The organism is Thermanaerothrix sp., assembly GCF_056331585.1.
Map to the genome: position 1 here is coordinate 141,104 of NZ_JBWGPQ010000001.1, position 19,527 is coordinate 160,630.

General features: G+C 48.8%; 16 protein-coding genes. 9 read left to right on the top strand and 7 right to left on the bottom strand.

Annotated elements, in window-relative coordinates:
* Nucleotides 1-16 precede the first annotated feature (16 nt).
* Nucleotides 17-1,423, top strand: a complete 1,407-nt coding sequence (locus tag AC01YT_RS00660; RefSeq protein ID WP_476672169.1) for a S8 family serine peptidase — start codon at nt 17-19, stop codon at nt 1,421-1,423.
* 453 nt (nt 1,424-1,876) lie between these two features.
* On the opposite strand, the gene AC01YT_RS00665 is transcribed toward AC01YT_RS00660, so the two are convergent.
* Nucleotides 1,877-2,263 carry a DoxX family membrane protein gene (locus AC01YT_RS00665; protein ID WP_476672170.1) on the bottom strand — a complete coding sequence of 129 codons (387 nt, stop codon included), beginning with the start codon at nt 2,261-2,263 and terminating at the stop codon, nt 1,877-1,879.
* 179 nt (nt 2,264-2,442) lie between these two features.
* On the opposite strand from AC01YT_RS00665, the gene AC01YT_RS00670 reads away from it, so the two are divergent.
* The gene (locus tag AC01YT_RS00670) at nt 2,443-3,063 is read left to right on the top strand and encodes a TetR/AcrR family transcriptional regulator (RefSeq protein ID WP_476672172.1); all 621 of its coding nucleotides are present in this window, start codon (nt 2,443-2,445) and stop codon (nt 3,061-3,063) included.
* A 6-nt stretch (nt 3,064-3,069) separates the two neighbouring features.
* Here the strand turns inward: AC01YT_RS00670 and AC01YT_RS00675 are convergent, their stop codons facing one another.
* On the bottom strand, nt 3,070-4,383 hold the full coding sequence (locus AC01YT_RS00675; RefSeq protein ID WP_476672173.1) for an ABC transporter ATP-binding protein: 1,314 nt from the start codon (nt 4,381-4,383) through the stop codon (nt 3,070-3,072).
* Nucleotides 4,384-4,387: 4 nt separating this feature from the next.
* Complete coding sequence (locus AC01YT_RS00680) at nt 4,388-6,109, bottom strand: ABC transporter permease (protein WP_476672174.1); 1,722 nt, start codon at nt 6,107-6,109, stop codon at nt 4,388-4,390.
* 362 nt (nt 6,110-6,471) lie between these two features.
* Here AC01YT_RS00680 and AC01YT_RS00685 point away from each other — a divergent pair, with 362 nt between their 5' ends.
* From AC01YT_RS00685 to phnE (AC01YT_RS00715), 7 genes are all read left to right on the top strand, one after another.
* Nucleotides 6,472-7,899, top strand: coding sequence for an aspartate kinase (locus AC01YT_RS00685; RefSeq protein ID WP_476672175.1), 1,428 nt, complete (start codon nt 6,472-6,474; stop codon nt 7,897-7,899).
* An 11-nt stretch (nt 7,900-7,910) separates the two neighbouring features.
* Entirely contained in the window at nt 7,911-8,963 is a 1,053-nt protein-coding gene (gene asd / locus AC01YT_RS00690; protein WP_476672176.1) for an aspartate-semialdehyde dehydrogenase, read from the top strand.
* A gap of 10 nt (nt 8,964-8,973) precedes the next feature.
* Nucleotides 8,974-10,896 (top strand): DUF4914 family protein, encoded by a 1,923-nt coding sequence (locus AC01YT_RS00695; RefSeq protein ID WP_476672178.1) that lies wholly within the window; start codon nt 8,974-8,976, stop codon nt 10,894-10,896.
* Between the two features lie 260 nt (nt 10,897-11,156).
* On the top strand, nt 11,157-12,200 hold the full coding sequence (gene phnD / locus AC01YT_RS00700; protein WP_476672179.1) for a phosphate/phosphite/phosphonate ABC transporter substrate-binding protein: 1,044 nt from the start codon (nt 11,157-11,159) through the stop codon (nt 12,198-12,200).
* 78 nt (nt 12,201-12,278) lie between these two features.
* Nucleotides 12,279-13,040 (top strand): phosphonate ABC transporter ATP-binding protein, encoded by a 762-nt coding sequence (gene phnC / locus AC01YT_RS00705; protein ID WP_476672180.1) that lies wholly within the window; start codon nt 12,279-12,281, stop codon nt 13,038-13,040.
* 20 nt (nt 13,041-13,060) lie between these two features.
* A complete protein-coding gene (gene phnE, locus AC01YT_RS00710; RefSeq protein ID WP_476672181.1) occupies nt 13,061-14,446 on the top strand; it encodes a phosphonate ABC transporter, permease protein PhnE in 1,386 nt (461 codons plus the stop codon).
* Nucleotides 14,447-14,510: 64 nt separating this feature from the next.
* Complete coding sequence (gene phnE, locus AC01YT_RS00715) at nt 14,511-15,602, top strand: phosphonate ABC transporter, permease protein PhnE (protein WP_476672183.1); 1,092 nt, start codon at nt 14,511-14,513, stop codon at nt 15,600-15,602.
* Here phnE (AC01YT_RS00715) and AC01YT_RS00720 read toward each other — a convergent pair.
* Genes AC01YT_RS00720 through mtnA form a run of 4 tightly spaced genes read right to left on the bottom strand, consistent with a single transcriptional unit; the run spans nt 15,599 to nt 19,514 of the window.
* Nucleotides 15,599-16,369 carry an alpha/beta hydrolase gene (locus AC01YT_RS00720; protein ID WP_476672184.1) on the bottom strand — a complete coding sequence of 257 codons (771 nt, stop codon included), beginning with the start codon at nt 16,367-16,369 and terminating at the stop codon, nt 15,599-15,601. The genes phnE (AC01YT_RS00715) and AC01YT_RS00720 overlap by 4 nt on opposite strands.
* Nucleotides 16,356-17,642 carry a nickel-dependent malate racemase, LarAH5 family gene (gene larAH5, locus AC01YT_RS00725; protein ID WP_476672185.1) on the bottom strand — a complete coding sequence of 429 codons (1,287 nt, stop codon included), beginning with the start codon at nt 17,640-17,642 and terminating at the stop codon, nt 16,356-16,358. Before larAH5 ends, AC01YT_RS00720 begins: the two co-directional genes overlap by 14 nt.
* A 59-nt stretch (nt 17,643-17,701) precedes the next feature.
* On the bottom strand, nt 17,702-18,451 hold the full coding sequence (locus AC01YT_RS00730) for an LON peptidase substrate-binding domain-containing protein (protein ID WP_476672186.1): 750 nt from the start codon (nt 18,449-18,451) through the stop codon (nt 17,702-17,704).
* Complete coding sequence (gene mtnA / locus AC01YT_RS00735) at nt 18,435-19,514, bottom strand: S-methyl-5-thioribose-1-phosphate isomerase (RefSeq protein WP_476672187.1); 1,080 nt, start codon at nt 19,512-19,514, stop codon at nt 18,435-18,437. The genes AC01YT_RS00730 and mtnA overlap by 17 nt, the downstream gene beginning before the upstream one ends.
* Nucleotides 19,515-19,527 lie beyond the last annotated feature (13 nt).

Consider the following 19,527-nt stretch of genomic DNA (forward strand, 5'->3'; position numbering starts at 1 on the left):
GGGGTAAAACAGGTTTATGTTTCGCCGTTCTTTAATTACGGTCGTTATCACATTACTGCTTGCCCTGATCCCATATCCTGCCTTAGTTCATGCCAGTCAAGTGACAACAGGCGGGATTGGGGTAAACCGGGATGTTGTGCCCGATGAAGTGTTAGTGGCTATTAAACCCGGTTATATGCCCTACCTACGCGTTAATGAGCTTTCAGCATCTGCAACCGGGATAAGTGGATTAGATAGGGTAAACCAGAATCTGCAAGTGCGCAGTATGCAACCCTTGCTTAGGCCAGAATCTGGAAATGGCGCTAAGAGACGAGAGTTTGGAGGACTGGAACGAGTATTTGTGATTAAGTTGGACCTGGGAATTGATTTAGAAGAGGTGCTGCGCATTTTCCGGGCCCAGGATTTTGTTGAGTATGCAGAACCAAATCATGTTTATCAAGCTCTAGATTACTATCCTAATGATCCGTATTGGTCATATCAGTGGGCGCTACCTAAAATTGAGGCTCCCAAGGCGTGGGAACTCTCTCGCGGAAGTCCCAACCTGATTCTTGCCGTTTTAGATACTGGGGTGGATTATAACCATCCTGACTTAAGGGCGAAAGTCTTAACGGAAATTGACAAAGATTTTGTTAACGGCGATGATGATGCCATGGATGATTACGGTCACGGTACGCATGTGGCAGGGATTGCGGCAGCGGCTACGAATAATAGCGAAGGTATTGCCGGGATATGTCCTGAGTGTAGGATTTTGCCAATCAAAGTTCTTGATAATGGGGGTGGGGGAACAGATGACATATTGGTAAGGGGGATTGACTACGCTGTTGAACAAGGGGCACGGGTGATTAACTTGAGCCTGGGCGGAAAGAATTGTTCTCAAACGTTGGCGAACGCGATCAATGCGGCTTTTGAACGAGGAGTATTGATTATTGCTGCGAGTGGAAACGGTGGCTCCAAGACCTCAATGGCTTATCCGGCTCGTTCACCGCGCGTGCTATCCGTGGGCGCGGTTAACCAATATGATATGGAAACAGATTTCTCGCAACGTGACGAGACATTGGACTTGTTGGCGCCTGGGTCTAACATCCTCAGCACGGGTTTAGAGGGTGGATACATGCGTTTGACTGGTACATCTATGGCGGCACCCCATGTGGCAGGCGTGGCTGGGTTGATTTGGAGTCGGTATCCCGGTTGGAAAAACACCGAGGTGTGGTGGGCGTTGCGGTATACTACGGATCCGGTTACCCTCTTTGGTAATGTAACCCTAAATGAGGTGACCATGACGCCTAATGATAGCCAGTGGCGGTTATATTTGCCGTTTGTTGCCAACCGCTGGCGGTTATTGGGGCGCCTCAATGCCTATAGTGCCTTGCAAGCGATCACACCAGAGCAGGTTGAGGCACCCCCAGATACGTGTGCCAACTGAAATTGGGGGGAATTTTTATGTCTACTCGGTTTATTGAGTGTGTGCGTCATTGACGTGACAACTGTGATCAAAATGGTATGTGTCACCTCATTGAGCAGCGCTTGGGGGATGAGCATAACCGCATCTTGACCGCTTATTAATGAGATCGTTTTTTACTATGTACATGGTGATGTTTTCGCCCCCCTGCTGCGTTGATCATTTTCCTGAAGCGTCGGTAAGGCGGCTTAGGTGCGGTGGCGGTTGATAAATTCCAACCACGATGGAAGTATGAGATAATTTACGTTGGTTGGGGCTGGATTTATTAGTCAGTAAGGGCGTCGCGTTAATAACTCTGACTAAATAGATCTTGGTCATTATATCCCCCCAGTACTCTCTCAGGTTGCTATTCAGAGAGAAAATAAATGCCACCCCAGGAATAAGGGTGGCAATAGAAAACTCTTTTGCCGTGCAGAACTAAAAAAGGCGAAATGGCCAAGGTTGGGGGATGGCCAGAAACATCAGTGCCGAACCCATGAGGGCAAGATTTTTCATAAAATTAACCATTTCCATGGTGCGCATCATGGGATCCTGAATTTTCCAGAAAGCGTGCATGATAAATGTGACGGGCAGGAAAAATGCAACCAGAGCTAAAACCCCAAAAGTGGGTTGGAAACCTGTGAGAATGCTTAATCCACCTATCAGCAAAAGGACTCCTGAGCCTAATACGGCAACTTGAGGCGCGGGAACCCCCTTGGATTGCGCATAGCCGCTAAGCGTTTTCATTTGGAAAAAATGATTGGCAGCATTGAACAAATAGTACACGCCAACGATTAGACGACCAATGAGAAAGATTGCTTCCATCGCTCTACCTCCTTGAAAATCTCAAAATTTTGATAGACGCTATCCTTTGATAGACGCTATCCACGGGAAGTGGTTATAATATGGTCTAAGCAATAACCGTTGCTTATTAAACAAATGTTGTTTAACTTAGTCAACCCTCAAAATTGGCAAAGTGTTGAGAAATCAACAGGAGATAAAAAATGTCGTTACCCTCAGAATCAGAATCTACTAAAAAAGTAGACCCACGTGTTAAGCGAACGCGCAACTGGATCCGCCAGGCATTTATGGAGTTGTTGTCAGAAAAGGGGTTTCATGCCACCACCGTTCAGGACATCACAAAACGCGCCGGTATTAACCGCGCTACGTTTTATGCGCACTTCACAAATAAATATGACTTGCTCAATTTTGCTGTCCGTGAGGCTTTCAAGGAGGAATTGGAACGACGAGTGTTGAACGCTTGCCATTATAGTACTGAGAATTTGCGCCAATTAATGCTTACCGTGTGTGAGTTTGTAGAGAATCATAATCGGCATTGTTTTAATGCCGATCAACAATTCAACGCTCTAATCGAGGAACAGATTCGAACTCAAATATTCAATCTTGTATTGCATTGGTTAGACGAAGGCACCTGGCCATTGAGATCGATGGTCAGTCCGGAGCAGGTTGCAACGGCAGTCAGTTGGGCTATTTACGGATTAGCTTATCAACGCAATCGTATGAGACCTATTCCTCCGGCAGAGGCGTTTGTGGATCAAGGGTTGCATCTAATTGCCATGCTTATTGGAGAGCAAACAACAAGCACATCCACCTCAAGTAACTAAAACGTATTACATAGCTCGCTCAGAATTAGCTACAGGTTCGAGGATGATCACACCCTGATCATCGTCATAGGATAGGATCTCGGCATAACGTCCCCAATCAATTAGGATATCCAATTGCTGCTCGGCTTCATCTGGTGGAAACTCTAATTCGAGCGCGGCGAGCACGAAATCCCAATCTAACCGATTTTCTTCGGCGCGGCGCAGAAGATTGAGTAGCCACCGCACTAACGGCAGGCGGCGTATCCGCGTAGCGAAAATCTCTTTGCGCGCCAAGATACTGGCTTCGGCGAAAGTTTCCCCAAGAGGTGTGAGTTGGATATCCCCTTTCTCAATAGTTGCAAATCCTAACAACTCAGTTGTTTCGGTTAAGCGCAAGACATGGTCTGAATCAATCCCCAAGTCTTCAGGAAGTTGAAAAATATCCGCACGGCGTCCGGGTTGCTCATTTAGATATTCAACGAATCCGGCCAGGTCATTAATTGTAATTCTTGGTAAGGCGCGAGTCTTACCTGGCTCACCGGGTGCAGAACCCAACTCAATGGGTTCGGGTTGAGTCTGACCTGCGAGCAGAGCGTAAACCTGATCTACCAAATCTTGGAATTCAATGGATTTGCGCTGACGAGGATGTGTCAAGGTGATCGGCATTTCGGCTACAATGCGTCCGGGGTCCTTATCCATAATAATCAAACGATCTGCCATTAGAATGGCTTCCTCAATATTGTGCGTGACCATAAGGATAGCGCGCGTTGGGATTTTACCGCTGAGCCAAAGTTCTAATAGTTCACCGCGCAGACTTTCGGCACTCAAGACATCGAGGGCAGAAAAGGGTTCATCCAGACAGAGAAGTTCTGGTTCTACCGCCATAGCACGGGCAAAACCGACTTTTTGGCGCATTCCACCGGATAATTCTCGGGGATATGCGGTCTCAAACCCATCCAGACCTACGCGGTCAATCAGGTCAAGAGTGCGCGAGACGCGTGTTTCTGCGGGTACACCACGGGCTATCAGGGCTAGTTCAACATTCTCCTTAACCGTTAGCCAAGGAAAGAGAGCAAAGGTTTGAAACACAATGGTGGCGTAAGGATTAACCCCGTGTAAAGGTGTTCCACGATAGAGCACTTGCCCCTCAGAGGGCTTTTGAAGACCCGTAATAATACGAAGCAAGGTGCTTTTACCGCATCCGGACGGGCCTAAAAGAGCAACAAATTCGCCTTCATGGATGGCCAGATTAACATCCTGAACCGCTACAAAGCGACGTTGGCCGCTTGTGTAGAGTTGTTGGACATGAATCAATTGGAGCAGGGGTTTTTGGTCGGTCATCATTTCACTCCATGCGATACTTTTCTTCGGCGATCATATATAATCGTCGCCACCACAGGCGGTTGATCAACACAACAGTAGCCACCATGCTTAGGGTGGCCGCCAGCAATAATGCATAATCACCTTTTGCTGTGGCATGGGCTATGAGGGATCCAATTCCAAGAACGGAATGGGTGCTTCCCCCAAATGTGACGTACTCAGCCACGATACTGGCATTCCAGGCGCCGCCACTCGCAGTAATGGCACCGGTGATAAGGTAAGGAAACAGTGCGGGTAAGATTAATGTTCGCCAGCGTTGCCATGAGGTTAGGCGCAATAAGGCCGATGTGTATTTCAAGTCTTGAGGAATGGCAGTAGCACCGGCAATAACATTGAAGAGCAAATACCATTGGGTGCCCATAAGCATCAGGAGAACGGCGGCTAAATTGAGTCCACCAGGGAGGGATAAGAAGAAAAGCAAAATAACAGGAAAGATAGCGGTGGCAGGCACCGAGGCAGCAATTTGAACGATAGGCTGCAACACTGCTGCCAAGCGAGGCTGTGTCCCGATAGCAACCCCGACCGGAATGGTCCAGGCGAGGGCAACGAGAAGTGAGACAAGGACGCGAATAAGGGTTGCGCTAACGCTTAACCCAATACTTAACCATTGATGCACCGGAAGAGATAATAACATTTGCATAGCACGACCAATGCCATAAAGCAGTGCTCCTGCCACCACAATTCCCACGAGAGTCTCACGCCAGGTTAGGCGCGAGGGGCCTGGTTCGTGCTCCTGAAAGGGGAAGCGTTTGACTGCCCAATGGTCGAGGTGGGAACTAAGTGGTGCAATTATTCGGTCACGCAACCAGGCAACGAAACGGGCAGTGTTGAGTAGATCATAAAACCATGATGTGGGTGGGTTATCACTTTCGACCATTTCCAATTTGAACCGATCCGACCAGGCAAGTAACGGGCGCCAGATGAGTTGATCCAGGGCCACGATGGTTAATATAAGGGTCAGTAATCCCCAAAAAATAGCCTGGTAGTTACCCTGGTTGGCTGCTTCCTGGAGATAGGCACCCAAACCGGGAAGGCGAAAGTCGCGATCACCCACGGTGAAAATCTCTGCGGCCATTAAGAAAAACCACCCCCCAGCCCAACTCATCATACTATTCCAGATTAGTGGGATCATACCAAATGGTAATTCCAGGAGACGAAAGCGCAGCCAGGTGTTTAGGCGGAAAATTCTACTGGCTTCATTTAACTCCTTGGGAATGGTCTTAAGGGCCTGATACCAACCAAACGTCATGTTCCAGGCTTGACTTGTGAATATCAAAACGATTGACGCGAGTTCGGCGGCAGTGGTTTCGGGTAGAATGGCACTTAAACTAAGCAGAACCACAGGAAGAAATGAAAGAATAGGAACGCTCTGAAGGACATCCAAAAGTGGCATCAATAATTGTTCTGCCCGTGGGCTATAAGCGGCAGCCCGCCCATAGAGAAGAGTAAAGATTAACGAAAGAGCATAAGCAGCTGCCATTCGTCCAACTGAAAGTATAGCGTACCAGGGCAAAGCCGATGGTGCAAGGGAGATCGCGGGGCCTTTTACGCTTGGTGGAGCCTTAACCGCTAAGGTCACGCCAGCATAAAGCAATACCGCAATGAGAATGAAGACAATAAAATCCCCCGGAGTAAAAAGGCGTTCCTCGCGAGGTTTGGGTAGAAGTAAATCGCGAAGGGTAACCATGCCACCTCCAACAAAATGCCCCGCCAGGGTTGAAGTGCGGGGCATGAGGTAGCCATCAATTAGGTTAACCCGAACTTCAACCGCTCATTCGGCCCAGGGCGGGATATTACTGTGGTAATCGGAATCTAAAGCGGCAATCTCGTTCATTTTCGGCTTCTCGAAAACACAAGCCAAATATAGTCTCGAGCCAATAAATTGTCAAGCAACTCTGTTGAAAAATTGTGGCCCGTAAAAATGCCCACTTGTTATCGAATTGAGATTTTACGTTATCCTATACCCAAAAAGAGAAGAAATGCGTATAATTGCCCACAATTTAAAAATCCCTTAATACCCCTTTCGGCGCCAAAGGTAAAGGAGCGGCAATGTCAATGCATCCACATTCCCACGGTTTATTAGTGATGAAATTCGGGGGCACCTCGGTCGGTGATGCAGCTGCAGTTCAGTATGTTCTTGATATTGTCCGTGAAGCTCGGGCTGCCTGGTCTGCATTGGTGGTGGTCGCTTCGGCCCTTAGCGGGGTCACTGAAACGCTTCTTTCTCAAGCCTATAAAGTGGCTCATGGTGATGATCGTGAAGTTGAGACCACCTTGCAGTATTTACGTGAGCGCCACCAGCAATTACTGATCGCTTTTGTGTCGGATCAGAAAATGCAACAGGCAGTTATGAGAGAGATTGATCAGCTTTTACAGCGGTTGGCCTCTTTATGGCAGGCTATTGCTGTATTGGGAGAGGCTTCGCCCCGTGCCTTAGATGCTGTTGCTGGAATGGGGGAACGGATGAGTGTTCGTATTCTCGCTGCAGCTCTCAAGGCGAGCGGAATTCAGGCGGAAGCCATTGATGCAACGGATATCATCGTAACTGATGATCAGTTCCAATCTGCCCATCCTGACATGGCCGCCACGCAAGCTAAGGTGGATGATTTTTTGCGCCCTCGCTTAATGAATGGGATTGTGCCGGTAGTCACTGGATATATTGGTGCGACTCCGGAAGGAATTCCTACGACCCTGGGACGAGGCGGGAGTGATTATTCGGCAGCGATACTGGCTGCTGCATTACAGGCAGATGAGGTCTGGATTTGGACGGACGTTAATGGGGTGATGACAGCCGACCCACGATTAATCCCTGAGGCACAAACCATTCCCCGCCTCACTTATCGGGAGGTGGCCGAGTTAGCTTATTTTGGAGCGAAGGTCTTGCATCCCAAAACGATTCGCCCAATTATCGAGGCAGGAATTCGATTGCGTGTCTTGAATACGTTTAATCCTTCCCATCCCGGAAGCGAGATTGTGGGAGATGAATCGACGATACTCGATGGAGTCATCAAAGCAGTCACTGCGGTCCGTCATCAGCGCCTGGTCACCGTGGAAGGACGCGGTATGCTAGGAGTTCCGGGTGTAGCGGCCCGCACATTTACCGCTGTCGCACGCACAGGCACTAGTGTTCCCTTAATCAGTCAGGCATCTTCGGAACAGTCTATCTGCTTTGCCGTGCCTGCTGATATGGCCGATAAAATTGTGGCGGCGTTGGAACAGGAATTTGCCCAAGAGATCAGACGCCGAGATATTGATCGCGTTTGGGCATCGGATGAAGTGGTTATTCTTACCGTTGTTGGAAGCGGTATGCAACATACGCCCGGGGTAGCAGGGCGTGTATTTGGCGCATTAGGAGCAAAGGGAATCAATGTAATTGCCATTGCTCAAGGCTCCTCTGAGGTTTCCATAAGTCTGGTGGTGAAGGCTGAGGACTTAAAGTTAGGGCTGCTCGCCTTGCATGAATTAATAAAGATCTAAGGAGTGGAGTTATGGAACCGATTCCAGTGGCCATTCTGGGTGCAACGGGGGCTGTTGGGCAGCGATTTGTTCAGCTGCTTGATCATCATCCTTGGTTCAAAGTTACGACATTGTGCGCTTCGGATCGTTCAGTTGGTAAAACTTATGTGGAGGGTTGCCGCTGGCTTTTAGATAGTCCGATGCCCGAATGGGCAAGAGAAATGATCTTACAGCCTACAATTTTGGAGGTTGTTAATGAGCCAATTGTTTTTTCGGCCCTACCGGCGGAAGTGGCACAGGATCTGGAACCCGCACTAGCGGAAAAAGGATGTGTGGTGTGTTCAAATGCCTCTGCCCATCGTATGGATGAAGATGTACCGTTACTTTTACCTGAGGTTAACGCCGAACATGTGGAACTGATTCACCAGCAAAGGCAACATCGAGGTTGGCGAGGGGCAATCGTGACCAATCCGAACTGTACCAGCACTGGGATGACCGTTGTTTTAAAGGCTCTGGATCAAGTCTTTGGGGTCAAGTGTGCGATAGCGGTTTCCTTACAGGCGCTCTCCGGCGCGGGTTATCCGGGTGTGGCTTCCTTGGATATCGTAGATAACGTGATCCCTTTCATACGTGGCGAGGAGGAGAAGGTATCCTTAGAACCACGCAAGATGTTAGGCGCTCTAAAGAATGGGCATATTGAATTTCATCCTCTTACTATTTCGGCACAGACTAATCGCGTAGCGGTATTGGATGGACATATGGTATGTCTGAACATAGAGTGTGAGACACGACCTTCGCCTGAAGAAGCCATTCAGGTTCTGGAGGCGTTTGCTTTGCCTGAGTGGCTGGCTAATTTACCTTCTTCTCCCAGGCCTCCAATCATGGTACGGCGTGAAAATGACCGTCCACAACCTCGTTTGGATCGAATGACAGGACGAGGTATGAGCACCATAGTAGGGCGAGTGCGTGCCGATGAGGTGCTGGATTTGAAAATGGTGGTTTTATCCCATAATACAATCCGAGGCGCAGCGGGGGCCTCGATTTATAATGCTGAGTTGATTGTACGAAAAGGGTTATTACCATGAGGAGGCAAGCATGAGGAGCGGTCAATTATGGAATAAAAGGGAAAGCGAGTTGGCTGCGGAAGGGGTTACCTGGCACGTGTTTAATCCACCCACAGAAGTGGCTGAAGTATTAGCTGCGGCGCCAAAGGTTATCGTGGCCACCTCTGTGGAAATGTTAATTGACCTGGCCTGCGGTGGTCCAGAAAGCAACTATTACGAAGTGGTTTATGATGTACCCAGTAAGGGGCGCGTCATTGAAGCTACAGTAGCCCGAGTGCGCAATGGGGTGGTGGTAAATTACACTGAGCCCTACATGCGTCGCCGGGACCCTGATTCATTAGTCGTGGGTGATGATCGCCCAACAGATCAACCCCGTTTTCGAGAACGTTTCGGGCGTGACTTTGCCCCTATTCGACAGGAGGCATTGGCCTGGCTAAAAACTCAGGAATTGGCCGTGTTTGGTTTTATTGCTGGGTACCCAGGTATGGGGCCGGATGCCCTTGCTATCGTTCCGGCAAACGCGGGTTTTTTTGCCTTGGCGCTGGCGATGTTGCAAGGGATTATCCCTCCTGAACAATTACCGGATGGGTTTAAGCCTCGGGTTGTGGTTTTGGGTGTTCCAACGTTTCGTCATATCTACTTTGGGGGGAAGCAGGTTGTAGTGCACTATCGTGGAGATAAGGTTTATGAGATCTTCTCGTTCAACCTTTATCCGGGGCCGAGCGCGAAGAAGGGCATTTATGGAGTCTTGATTGAAACCGGTGAACGTGAGGGTTGGGTTGCACCTCACTGTTCCACCGTGCAAGTGGTTACTCCCTATGATAATGTTCTCACGATTATGCATGAAGGGGCCAGTGGAGGTGGCAAGAGCGAAATGCTTGAACAAGTCCATCGCGAGCCGGACGGCCGTCTGTTGTTGGGCGAAAATTTGGTCACGGGGGAGCGGCGCTATTTACAGATCCCCCGCACCTGTGAACTCCATCCTGTCAATGATGACATGGCACTTTGTCATCCTTCAATTCAGCAGCCGAACGGGAAATTGCGTTTGGTCGATGCGGAGCGTGCTTGGTTTGTACGCGTCAATCATATTGATCGTTATGGTGTGGATCCTTATCTCGAACGCTTAACGGCGCAGCCAAGCAAACCGCTCCTCTTCTTGAACATTGATGCAGTTCCTGGTAGTCGTGCATTAATTTGGGAACATATTCAGGATGCCCCCGGAAAACCATGCCCTAACCCGCGTGTAGTGGTTCCACGTGAGATCATTCCTAATGTGGTCAATGACGTCGTTGCGGTTGATGTGCGTTCATTTGGAGTGCGCACACCACCTTGCACGCGCGAGCGTCCAAGTTATGGAATTATTGGTCTGTTCCATTTACTTCCACCAGCCTTAGCGTGGTTATGGCGCTTGGTAGCACCACGTGGTCATGAGAATCCCAGTATCGTGGATACCCAAGGGATGAGTAGTGAGGGAGTAGGTTCATATTGGCCCTTTGCGCCAGGACGGAAGGTGGCGCAAGCAAATTTGCTTCTGGAGCAAATTCTCAAGTACCCGCGTACACGCCATGTACTTATTCCCAATCAACATATCGGGGCTTGGCGGGTTGGGTTTATGCCCCAATGGATTGCGCGTGAGTATTTGGCACGTCGTGGGAGCGCCCGTTTTCGCAGCGACCAGATTCGCCCAGCACGCTGTCCCCTTTTAGGCTATGCAATGCATACCCTCCACGTTGAAGGTCAGCAGATACCACGCTGGTTTTTGCAGGTAGATACACAACCCGAAGTTGGTCCTGAAGGGTATGATCAAGGTGCAAAGATGCTTGCGGATTTCTTCCACCGTTGTTTGCAGGATTTCTTGCGACCCGATCTGGATCCCCTGGGGCGCCAAATTATTCAGTGCTGCTTAGATGGAGGCTCGCTTGAGGATTACCTTCAATTAACGCCAATGGAGTAGAGAATGATATTTCATGCTCGAATAAACCAGAGACCTGTTATAAACAGGTCTCTGGTTTTTGTGCCAAATATCACCCTAAAAATGTTAACCAACTCATAACCAAAACGCCATTACTGATTGAGGGTATTATGGTAAACTGTTTCTAGATTGGGCAGTTTTGGGATAAGGTGCTTTTGATGCTGTTCCATGTTGAAAGTCCACGTTCCGAGCAAACTGCCCGCTTTCTTTTAAACCCCTGTATTCCCCAAAAGGAGGTTTTTATGAAGAGAACCCATGTATCGTATATTGCCTTAGTGGCAATGGTGGCCCTGGCAATGGTATTAGCAGCCTGCCAACCAGCAGCTACTCCAACACCAGAACCAACGCAGCCACCGGCACAGGTTGAACAGCCCACGACGCCACCCCAACCCACTCTCACCCCCGAACCTACGGCGGTACCGTTAGGAAGCCCCGAAAATCCACTTATTATGGCTTTGGCCCCTTCAGCAACAGCCCAAGAGTTGATCGCCAGTGGTGAAGCCATTGCTAAACAACTATCGGATTTGACCGGCTATACCATTAAGACCACGGTTCCGAATTCCTATGGTGCACTGGTGGAAGCCATGGGCGCAGGTAACGCGCACATTGGTTGGCTGCCCCCATTTGCATACGTCGTTGCACACCAGAAGGGTTATGCAGATGTGGGATTGATCACTCTCCGCTTTGGTGCTGACCACTACGGCTCTCAATTCATTGCTCACGTAGATAGTGGATTTACCCCGTACTTCGATCCTCAAACCAACCAAAATACGGCTGATGCGGCGACAGCATTGGCTCAATTCGAAGGCAAGAAACCCTGCTGGACTGATCCACTTTCATCCTCAGGGTATGTAATCCCGGTTGGTTATCTGAACAAATATGGGATTAAGACCCAGGCGGCGGCCTTTGTTCAGGGCCATCCAACGGTTGTGCGCGCGCTCTATGCCAAGGGTATCTGCGATTTTGGTGCAACCTTCATTGACGCTCGTACTTCCTCTGCCTTGCAGAAGGATATCCCTGATGTAATGGATAAAATTGTGGTTATTTGGCGCACAGACCCGATCATCCCAAATGATAATGTGTCTTACGCTGCTACTGTCCCGGAGGAAATGCGCACCAAATTGAACGAGGCATTCTTGAAAATTGCTGAAACTGAGGAAGGCAAAGCTGCTTTGAAGGCGGTATACCAAATCGAGGGGCTTAAGGTTGTGGACGACACCTTCTATGATGAATTCCGTGTGTACCTTGAGGCCTCTGGAGTGGATATCACCAGCCTGGTAAAATAAGTCAGTGAAGACTTGGTTTGGGGGTGGGAGAAGATGATCTCTCACCCCCAATGTGATTTTTGTCTGAGAGGTAAATCCGTGTTGCGTGTTGAGCACTTGACTAAGGTTTATCCTAACGGCACTGTGGCGTTACGGGATGTAAGTTTCGAGGTGCCCGATGGTGAATTCTTGGTAGTCATCGGGTTATCGGGCTCAGGTAAATCCACTCTTCTTCGCTGCATTAACCGGTTAATCGAACCTACTTCTGGAAAAATATATTGGGACGGGGTTGATATTACCAGCGCCTCACCCAGTGAAATGCGTCGAATCCGACGCCAAATTGGAATGATCTTTCAGCAGTTCAACCTGGTTAAACGCTCCAGTGTGCTGACAAATGTGTTAAGTGGACGTTTGGGGTATGCCAATCCGTGGTTATCCCTCTTGGGGATATGGCCATTTGAAGATCGCCAGAAGGCCCTTCAGGCCTTGGAACGCGTTGGAATTGCGGATAAGGCTCACCAAAGGGCTGATACTTTATCTGGTGGACAGCAACAACGGGTAGGAATCGCTCGAGCGCTGATGCAGGATCCGCGACTATTGCTCGCCGACGAGCCGGTTGCCAGTTTGGATCCTGTCTTAGCCCATAGCATTTTGCAATATCTAGAGCAGTTAAATAAAGAGGGGGTTACTGTCATCTGTAGCCTGCATTTTTTAGATCTGGTCCATCGGTATGCAACCCGCGTTATAGGGTTAAAAGATGGGGTAAAGGTATTCGATGGACTGCCTAGTGAGATTGACCGGGCTCGCTTTAAAGAGATTTACGGTGAAGAAGCCCAGGAAGTTCGGGCTGCCAGTTTGTAACCATAATCTTGAAGGGCTCTATGGACAAGGTAGAACGACGGTTAAATAAAGTCGTAGCAGCACTGCTGTCCTTATTGCTTCCGGGTTTAGGGCAAGCCCTGCAAAAAGATTGGAAGCGAGGATTAAGTATTTTCTTGGCCATTGCGACTGCGCTGGTGACTGTTCTTTGGTATGGGAAAAACGAGTGGTTTATCCTGATCGTACTTTTATGGGGATGGAACATCTGGGACGCCGTAACATTGCCCCGTGGGGCGCCAGTTTCCCTGGTGGTTTTGTTTTGGTTGGCAATGGCTTACGGTATAGGTTGGCAAGTTACCCAGGTCAATCCTTTGGCATTATTGGCTAATGCTGAACGGGCTCAGTCCATTATCCGGCCCATGCTCCAGCCGGACTTTTTAACCGAGCGCAAGGAAAAGCACGAAGGATGGGTTGAAGTGCAGGTGCCATGTTCGCCCAATCCACCGAAAGCTGAAAAGACGGTGGGAGATATTACCGTTCGAGTCCAACCCGATTGCGGAAATTTGAATGAGACTTTGATTGTAACTGCAGAAGGATTGTGGCCAAATGCTCCCACTGAAATCACCTGGATGACCCCAATCGGTGATGTGAAATTGCTCGGACCAGGCAACAACCAGATGCTGGTTTTACAGAGTGATGAAACTGGTCATCTCAGTGCGGTTATTCAGGTGCCCGGAAGTGCGCTGGCTGCTGCTCCCGATCCAACTTTGCCTTTACCTCACCGGGTTTATCTCACTCAAACCCGGCCGATAGGGGGAATGACGCTTTCGACGAATGGTCAGTATGTCATTCGAGGCATATATGAGACTCTGGCCTTAGCGTTGCTTTCAACCGTCTTAGGGGCAATTCTGGCAATTCCCTTTGGGTTTCTTGCTGCGCGTAATTTAATGAGCGGACATCCTGTTTTGATGGGAATTTATGTTATTGTACGCACTGTCTTAAATGTTGTTCGCTCAATAGAATCGCTGATCTTAGCCATTATCTTTGTGATTATCGTTGGGTTAGGGCCATTCCCGGGGATGCTTGCCTTGGCGCTTCATACCACTGCCGCGCTGGGAAAATTATATTCGGAGGTGATCGAGGCAATAGATCCGGGCCCCATAGAAGCGATTCGTGCCACTGGGGCAAATCCCTTACAGGTCATTCGTTATGCTGTTATTCCCCAGATAATCCCTCCCTTTACGGCACTTACAATTTATCGCTGGGATATCAATGTCCGGTCTTCAACGATTATAGGTTTTGTTGGGGGAGGTGGCATTGGATTTTTCCTTTACCAATGGATCCTCATTGGAGATTTTAGAGCAGTGAGTGCGTCCTTTATTGCCATCGCTGCGGTGGTGATGGTCTTGGATTTCTTTAGCGCCAAACTTCGCGAGCGGTTAGTCTAAGATGAATAATACTAGAAACCGGTCACCATTAATCCGTCTATTTATTCAAGGATTCGTAGCCATAATGATTGCCCTTGCGCTTTATGCTAGTGTTGAGGTGACTCAACCTGATTTTGTCAAGTTGGTAATGGCAGCACCCAAAGCCAGACAAGTTTTAGGTCAACTGCTCAGGCCCGACCTATTTACCCGAGAATCGGAAGTGACAACATTTGGTATTGCCTTGCCAGTACCTTGTGGAAGCGCACCGGAAGGAGAATTCGTATCTTCGGGTCCGCGATTAGAGGTGGAACCACGGTGTGCGGAAGAACGAGAAACCGTGGTAGTGCGTGGAAGAGAACTGGGCAAAGAAGTCCAAGTTACCCTGCGGTGGCGCTTGCCTGATGGAAATACCCTGGGAATTCAACGTTTGACCACAGATACAGAAGGGAATTTTGAGATCAAAGTTCAGGTGCGCCCGATCGTGGCGACAAAAGAAGGTAAACCCGCTGCGCTTGAGGCTGAGGTGGTATTGCCGGGTGGGCGTCTTGTGCCTTCCCAAGCACTTAAGGATGTTATAGATGCCATGTTTGTCACTATTTTCATGGCTCTGTTGGCGACAACCTTGGGAACCGTTCTGGCCATTCCACTTAGTTTTCTGGCTGCTTCAAATATAACACGCCGTGGACGAGTCGGCAGTCTGATTTATTATTTGGTGCGTACCTTGCTTAATCTTATCCGATCCTATGAGCCGTTGGTTATGGCGACCATTTTCGCGCTCATTGTAGGATTTGGAAGCCCCTTTGCTGGTATTTTAGCCCTTATCATCGTGACCACGGCATCGTTGGGCAAGATGTTTTCAGAATCTATTGAAAGCATTGACCCTGGACCAATTGAGGCTATTACGGCAACAGGTGCAAATAAGGCTCAGGTGATTTGGTATGGTGTCGTCCCGCAAATCTTGCCTGATTTTCTTTCATTCACAATTTATCACTGGGATATCAATGTGCGTATTTCTACTATTATCGGATTTGTGGGCGGCGGTGGTATTGGCGATTATCTTTCAAAGCGTATCAATGCCTTTGAATATAGCAAGGCGGGTACCGCCTTACTTGCGATCATCATTGTCGTATGGGCGTTAGACTTTTTGAGCGCTCAGATGCGTAAAAAATTGATTTAGGCGCTGTGGTGGTGAATAAATTCCAGAGACAGATTAGCCACCTGTTCAAAGTCGTGGTCAATCATGACACAATGCCGTGAGTTTTCTAACCACACTAGGTGTTTTTGGGCAGAACCCAGGGCATGAAAGAGGTGTTCGGCGCCCATCGGATCTATGGTTTTATCCTGTCGCCCTTGAAAAATGAGAACAGGTTGAGTGATAGCAGGTGCATGTTTGCGGGCTAATTGTTGCAATTTCAGTAACTGGCTTGCTGCTCGCAAGGGGACTACTCCATATCCTTGCCAAGGATAGGGTTCTTCATTTTGATCCTTGGTGTACGTTTTGGGAAAAATCTGCACAAACAATGATAACCAGCGTGCGCGCCAAAGGCCTGGAACGCGATATGCTGGTGCATAAAGCAAAATCCCCTGAATATTTGGGAATTGATAGGCTAGTAACAAGGCAAGCAAGCCACCCATTGATTCGCCGCCAACAAACACAATTCGACAGGCTTTACGCAGAGATTGGAGAGTCGTGGCGGCGCTATCGAACCAATCTTTCCAACGGGTACGGTTGGTCTCAATGGGATTTGTTCCATGACCCGGTAATAATGGTGCAGCAACGGTGAGGCCGTTTTGGTTTAGGAAGCGAGCCAGAGGTTGAACCTCAACCGTTGTGGCGGTAAACCCATGAATTAGTAAAACGCCTGTCTCGCCACCCGGCCAGAAGAATGATTTTCCATTGAGGTGAGAGTTGATGATCCAGGTTGATGAGTTATGGAGTTTCATTCCGCAATGAATCTTTCAAAGGTAAAGTGTGCGTAGCATAGGGCAAAATGGCCACCCTGGGTGGATGCTCTATTTTTTTATTATAGGCAATATTCAAAGCCGTTGGTAAATCGGGGGCGTATGAAAGTAGGCATTTTTCAACTAAGTGTTGAGGCATTTGGGAAACCAAGATGATAGGATTGCGTGCCACCTGACGGGCAATCTGGAAGGCCTTATGGGGCCCCAGTCGGAAACCCATCCGTTCAAATTTAGCCAAAGCCTCTTGGTAATTCAACACCCCATCTAAAAAGGCCTCAAATTCCGGATGACCACTGCCTTCTGGACATGCAGCACAAAGAATAATTACGCCGCCCGGGCGGGCGAACATGGTTGAATGGGTAAGCGCTTTTTGGGCCTGGTAAAGGTTAATATCTTTAGGGTAACCACCCGCGGAGGCAATTACCAGATCATAATCTGTGGCGGTGTCAACCATGTAAACATCTTGGACGAGAGGTATTGCAGTTAACATAACGCGATAAGGCTCGCCAGCCAGGACGTGCACGATTTTCTTTTCTTCATTAAGGATGGTGTTTAGCGCAAGATGGATACCCATCATACGACCGATTTCTTCGACATCCTGGCGCATTGGGTTACCGCTAAAGATACCTGCTTGGGTGTTGGGGTGGGTGAGCATTTGGTGATTATAGGTAATCGTTTCATACCCCGCTAGGCCGATGGCGGCAGTTTTGGCACCGCCGGAATAACCCATAAAGTGATGGGGCTCAATATTACCTAACACGATCCGCAATTCCGCCGTATAAAATAAACGGTTCACATAAACGGGCGTTCCGCGTGTGGTGCGGCCCAAGTAAACCAAGGCGTTAAAATCGGTAGCATTATGGTTGAAAATCCGATAGTTTTTTAAGATTTCGGCGGGTATGAATTCCCTCAACGTAATAGCGTCCACGGGTTTATGGGTGCCAGTTGCAATAAGAATGGTGATTTGATCAGGATTAATCCCAATCCGGTTGAGATATCCTAAGAGAGGTGGGAGGAGGATGTTGAGAGGAAGAGGGCGAGTTGGATCATTGATGGCAATGGCGACTGACGCAGGACGGGGAATAGATTCTAACGGGGGATGACCAATTGGATTGGACAAGGCTTCAATAACGGCTTGTTCCGGAGCCGGATGTGGCTTTTGTGACCGAGGAAGAATCAAGTCAGCCGATTGACCTGGGGGTAGCGTTAGGGTCAATGCGGTTTTGCCAAAAGGTAATTTCCATTGAGACGTCACGGTTGCGCCGTACTAAGATCGGGAATGTGCTAAAAGATGTTAGAGATTGTATCATCAAATTAGTTTAGTCGTGACACGTGTTCGGTCTGGTGTTCAGCCAAAGTGACCAGATGCCGTAAAAGTACGACTTCCCGCCGATACAACCGGGCCACCTTTTTTAGGAGATGAGCGCTGCTCTCGGATTCGAGCAAGTCTTGTTTTTCAATCAATGGAATATGGAGTAATGATGCAGCAAAATAGAGTAAGGGCAAGGGATCGGTGGGGAGGCTGAGAGGTTTTAATTCTATTCTTTCGCCAACCGTATACGTGAGTGTTTTCAAATATGCCTCAATCCAAGGCACTAAACCCCGAATGCCGCGAGATACACTTAGGGTTTGAGGATCTTCTATCGGCATCATTTCAATCCAGGCTTTGAGAAAGGGTCCACTTTGATCTAACTTTAAGATGCGGAACCTTTCTTCACCTATGGCTAATAAGTTCATCCGCCCGTCAGGAAGGTGTTCAATATTTGCGATTGTGGCAGCACATCCTATGCTGTGGGGTTCAGGCAGCGGACCCATAGCCTCAATGCCTCGCTTGATAAGTACAACCCCGAACAAACCGTTGGTATGTATCACCTCGTTCATCATTCTCCGATAACGCGGCTCGAATATGTGAAGAGGTAAAGGGGTGCCGGGAAATAATACGGTTTTGAGTGGAAAAATTGGAAGGTAAATCATTGATAAAAATTTTACGCCCCAGACTTGTGCTTGGGGCGTAAATTTATAAGGTATATACCAAGATGATTTTTCTCTAGTCTTGCTCTGCAAGAGTTGTTCGCCATTGTTGGGCTAATTCAACCAGGGACGGTAGACTTTCATCATAAGGCGGGTAGGCGACGCCTGCTTCTGTAATAATTGCGGTGATGTAGTTGGCAGGAGTCACGTCAAATGCGGGGTTGTAAGCCGATGCGTTCTCAGGAGCAATGCGGTAGCCTTCAATTGTGGTTATCTCATCTTCGGTCCGTTCTTCAATTGGGATGGCCTCACCATTGGGAAGGGAAAGATCAATGGTTGAGGTGGGTGCGGCGACATAAAACGGTATTTCATGAGCGTGGGCAGCGATTGCCAGGTTATAAGTGCCAATCTTGTTTGCAGTATCACCGTTACGGGCAACTCGATCGCAACCAACAACCACCGCGTCTACCTTTCGGGTGCGCATGATAAAACCCGAGGCGCCATCTACGATGATTTGAAATGGAATCCCTAATTGCTGTAATTCCCATGCCGTCAAACGTGCGCCTTGTAAGCGGGGGCGCGTCTCATCAACGTAAACGAAAACTTCGTGCCCGTGCTCATGCGCCGTGCGGATAATCCCTAAAGCCGTGCCGTAATCCACTGTTGCTAGGGCTCCGGTATTGCAGTGGTGAATAAAGGTCACTTTATGGGGCAAAAGAGGCAAGGCATTAAGGCCGATTTGGCGGTTTGTACGAACATCTTCTTCTGCAATCCGGTGAGCTTCCCGCAGGACAATTTGAAAAATTGCATCTGAATCAGCAGTTGGGTTGGTCTTTATTCGGTCAAGAATACGGTCCACTGCCCAGGCTAGATTTACGGCGGTAGGACGAGAGGCTTTCAAGAGATTTGCGGCCTGCTCCAGAAAATGACGTAATTTTTGCGCGGATGAAGCACGACTTTGTAAGGCAGCCAGAGCCATGCCATAGGCTGCGGCAGAGCCAATCGCAGGGGCGCCTCGCACGGTCATGTTGCGAATCGCCTCGGCAACGTCCTCAACGCGAGTTAAGGTGAGGTACCTGACATTATGAGGCAGTACGCGCTGATCGAGTAAAACGAGGGAATTGTCACGCCATTCGAGAGTGCGATAAGTTGTCATATTCAGTTCTCCT

Coding starts and splice junctions, on each gene's coding strand:
- AC01YT_RS00680 (WP_476672174.1), bottom strand. CDS start 6,109: ATGGTTACCCTTCGCGATTTACTTCTACCCAAACCTCGCGAGGAACGC.
- AC01YT_RS00660 (WP_476672169.1), top strand. CDS start 17: ATGTTTCGCCGTTCTTTAATTACGGTCGTTATCACATTACTGCTTGCC.
- phnE (WP_476672183.1), top strand. CDS start 14,511: ATGATTGCCCTTGCGCTTTATGCTAGTGTTGAGGTGACTCAACCTGAT.
- AC01YT_RS00720 (WP_476672184.1), bottom strand. CDS start 16,369: ATGAAACTCCATAACTCATCAACCTGGATCATCAACTCTCACCTCAAT.
- AC01YT_RS00695 (WP_476672178.1), top strand. CDS start 8,974: ATGAGGAGCGGTCAATTATGGAATAAAAGGGAAAGCGAGTTGGCTGCG.
- mtnA (WP_476672187.1), bottom strand. CDS start 19,514: ATGACAACTTATCGCACTCTCGAATGGCGTGACAATTCCCTCGTTTTA.
- AC01YT_RS00670 (WP_476672172.1), top strand. CDS start 2,443: ATGTCGTTACCCTCAGAATCAGAATCTACTAAAAAAGTAGACCCACGT.
- AC01YT_RS00675 (WP_476672173.1), bottom strand. CDS start 4,383: ATGACCGACCAAAAACCCCTGCTCCAATTGATTCATGTCCAACAACTC.
- asd (WP_476672176.1), top strand. CDS start 7,911: ATGGAACCGATTCCAGTGGCCATTCTGGGTGCAACGGGGGCTGTTGGG.
- phnE (WP_476672181.1), top strand. CDS start 13,061: ATGGACAAGGTAGAACGACGGTTAAATAAAGTCGTAGCAGCACTGCTG.
- phnD (WP_476672179.1), top strand. CDS start 11,157: ATGAAGAGAACCCATGTATCGTATATTGCCTTAGTGGCAATGGTGGCC.
- AC01YT_RS00665 (WP_476672170.1), bottom strand. CDS start 2,263: ATGGAAGCAATCTTTCTCATTGGTCGTCTAATCGTTGGCGTGTACTAT.
- AC01YT_RS00685 (WP_476672175.1), top strand. CDS start 6,472: ATGTCAATGCATCCACATTCCCACGGTTTATTAGTGATGAAATTCGGG.